The following is a 3,552-nucleotide window of genomic DNA, read 5'->3' as shown; positions in this document are numbered from 1 at the left end:
AGTCGCTAAGCTAAAAAAGCTTTTGCTGATGTAGGCTTGTAGCTCAGCTGGTTAGAGCGCACCCCTGATAAGGGTGAGGTCGGTGGTTCAAGTCCACTCAGGCCTACCAATTTTGCTTCAGTTTTCTGAGCTTGGTCGACTAACATTCGTTGTATCTCAAGATATGGGGTTATAGCTCAGCTGGGAGAGCGCCTGCCTTGCACGCAGGAGGTCTGCGGTTCGATCCCGCATAGCTCCACCATTATCTTGGTGTACTGCGACAAAAGACAACATAATCAAGTTATTAGTTGTTTTTGATTCAAAAGAATCAATTTCAAATACTGATCACTTCATTATGTTTTCTTCGTGAAAACACGCTCTTTAAAAATGTAGATTGAATGCCAATAAAAGATACTTTGCAAAACTTGTATTACAAAATTGTAATCTCGATAGCGCGTATCCGGCGAGTCGTTATAAGCAAAGTCTTGAACTGACTCAAATCGTTTGTTCTTCGTAAGTGAATCTAACTCAGTTAGCCTAACTTCGAACAATAAAACTGCTTTGGGTTATATGGTCAAGCAATTAAGCGCATACGGTGGATGCCTAGGCAGTTAGAGGCGATGAAGGACGTAGAAACCTGCGATAAGGTTCGGGGAGCTGGTAAACAGGCTTTGATCCGAACATTTCCGAATGGGGAAACCCACCCAGTGTAAGCTGGGTATCGTTAAGTGAATACATAGCTTAACGAGGCGAACCCGGGGAACTGAAACATCTAAGTACCCGGAGGAAAAGAAATCAACCGAGATTCCGAAAGTAGCGGCGAGCGAAATCGGATTAGCCCTTAAGCTTTTGTGTGGTTAGTGGAACGCTCTGGGAAGTGCGGCCATAGTGGGTGATAGCCCCGTACACGAAAACCTAACTTAAGTGAAATCGAGTAGGGCGGGACACGTGAAATCCTGTCTGAACATGGGGGGACCATCCTCCAAGGCTAAATACTACTAACTGACCGATAGTGAACCAGTACCGTGAGGGAAAGGCGAAAAGAACCCCTGTGAGGGGAGTGAAATAGATCCTGAAACCGTATGCGTACAAGCAGTGGGAGCAGACTTGTTCTGTGACTGCGTACCTTTTGTATAATGGGTCAGCGACTTATTCTCAGTGGCGAGCTTAACCGTCTAGGGGAGGCGTAGGGAAACCGAGTCTTAATAGGGCGAATTAGTCGCTGGGAATAGACCCGAAACCGGGCGATCTATCCATGGGCAGGTTGAAGGTTGGGTAACACTAACTGGAGGACCGAACCGACTACCGTTGAAAAGTTAGCGGATGACCTGTGGATCGGAGTGAAAGGCTAATCAAGCTCGGAGATAGCTGGTTCTCCTCGAAAGCTATTTAGGTAGCGCCTCGAGCGAATACCATTGGGGGTAGAGCACTGTTAAGGCTAGGGGGTCATCCCGACTTACCAACCCTTTGCAAACTCCGAATACCAATGAGTACTACTCGGGAGACACACGGCGGGTGCTAACGTCCGTCGTGAAAAGGGAAACAACCCAGACCGCCAGCTAAGGCCCCAAAATCATAGTTAAGTGGGAAACGATGTGGGAAGGCTAAAACAGCTAGGAGGTTGGCTTAGAAGCAGCCACCCTTTAAAGAAAGCGTAATAGCTCACTAGTCGAGTCGGCCTGCGCGGAAGATGTAACGGGGCTAAAACTATGTGCCGAAGCTGCGGGATTGTGCCATGCACAATCGGTAGAGGAGCGTTCTGTAAGCCGATGAAGGTCAATTGAGAAGTTGGCTGGAGGTATCAGAAGTGCGAATGCTGACATAAGTAACGACAATGGGAGTGAAAAACTCCCACGCCGGAAGACCAAGGTTTCCTGCGCAACGTTAATCGGCGCAGGGTGAGTCGGCCCCTAAGGCGAGGCAGAAATGCGTAGTCGATGGGAAATTGGTTAATATTCCAATACCTCTTTAGAGTGCGATGGGGGGACGGAGAAGGCTAGGCCAGCGCGGCGTTGGTTGTCCGCGTTTAAGCCGGTAGGCTTGCATCTTAGGAAAATCCGGGATGCTCTATGCCGAGACGTGACGACGAAGGTTCTACGGAACCGAAGTGGTTGATGCCATGCTTCCAGGAAAAGCCTCTAAGCTTCAGCTCTAAAGAGACCGTACCCCAAACCGACACAGGTGGTCAGGTAGAGAATACTAAGGCGCTTGAGAGAACTCGGGTGAAGGAACTAGGCAAAATGGCACCGTAACTTCGGGAGAAGGTGCGCCGCTGAAGGTGAAGGACTTGCTCCGTAAGCCCTCGGCGGTCGAAGATACCAGGTGGCTGCGACTGTTTATTAAAAACACAGCACTGTGCAAACACGTAAGTGGACGTATACGGTGTGACGCCTGCCCGGTGCTGGAAGGTTAATTGATGGGGTTAGCGTAAGCGAAGCTCTTGATCGAAGCCCCAGTAAACGGCGGCCGTAACTATAACGGTCCTAAGGTAGCGAAATTCCTTGTCGGGTAAGTTCCGACCTGCACGAATGGCGTAACGATGGCCACGCTGTCTCCACCCGAGACTCAGTGAAATTGAAATCGCAGTGAAGATGCTGTGTATCCGCGGCTAGACGGAAAGACCCCGTGAACCTTTACTATAGCTTCACAGTGGACTTTGATATTACTTGTGTAGGATAGCTGGGAGGCTTTGAAACTCGGACGCCAGTTCGTGTGGAGCCAATCTTGAAATACCAGCCTGGTAATATTGAGGTTCTAACTCTGATCCATTATCTGGATCGAGGACATTGTGTGGTGGGTAGTTTGACTGGGGCGGTCTCCTCCCAAAGAGTAACGGAGGAGCACGAAGGTACCCTCAGCACGGTCGGACATCGTGCAATGAGTGCAATCGCAGAAGGGTGCTTAACTGTGAGACTGACACGTCGAACAGATACGAAAGTAGGTGATAGTGATCCGGTGGTTCTGTATGGAAGGGCCATCGCTCAACGGATAAAAGGTACTCCGGGGATAACAGGCTGATACCGCCCAAGAGTTCACATCGACGGCGGTGTTTGGCACCTCGATGTCGGCTCATCACATCCTGGGGCTGAAGCCGGTCCCAAGGGTATGGCTGTTCGCCATTTAAAGTGGTACGCGAGCTGGGTTTAGAACGTCGTGAGACAGTTCGGTCCCTATCTGCCGTGGACGTTTGAGACTTGAGAAGAGCTGCTCCTAGTACGAGAGGACCGGAGTGGACGAACCTCTGGTGTTCCGGTTGTCACGCCAGTGGCATTGCCGGGTAGCTACGTTCGGACAGGATAACCGCTGAAAGCATCTAAGCGGGAAGCCCCCTTCAAGATGAGGTCTCACTGAAGCCTTGAGCTTCCTAAAGGGCCCTTGAAGACTACAAGGTCGATAGGCAGGGTGTGTAAGCGTTGTGAGGCGTTGAGCTAACCTGTACTAATTGCCCGTGAGGCTTGACCATATAACACCAAAGCAGTTTTTGACTTGCTTAACAATCGACGGATACGTCAGAGATTACAAGCGACAAGCTCAGGCTTGGACGTAAGAATACAAGATACGAACAAAGTAGAA

At 49.9% G+C, this 3,552-nt stretch carries 2 tRNA genes and 1 rRNA gene; all 3 read left to right on the top strand.

The window, feature by feature from the left end:
- Positions 1-32 precede the first annotated feature (32 nt).
- The 3 genes from B5D26_RS15995 (at position 33) to B5D26_RS15985 (ending at position 3,442) form a co-directional block, all read left to right on the top strand.
- Positions 33-109, top strand: a tRNA-Ile gene (locus B5D26_RS15995).
- A gap of 56 nt (positions 110-165) precedes the next feature.
- Positions 166-241, top strand: a tRNA-Ala gene (locus B5D26_RS15990).
- Positions 242-551: 310 nt separating this feature from the next.
- Positions 552-3,442 (top strand): 23S ribosomal RNA (locus tag B5D26_RS15985).
- Positions 3,443-3,552 lie beyond the last annotated feature (110 nt).

The organism is Oceanospirillum multiglobuliferum (assembly GCF_900167095.1).
In the GTDB taxonomy this organism is placed as follows: Bacteria; Pseudomonadota; Gammaproteobacteria; order Pseudomonadales; family Halomonadaceae; genus Oceanospirillum; species Oceanospirillum multiglobuliferum.
This window is presented reverse-complemented; position numbering and strand designations above follow the sequence as displayed.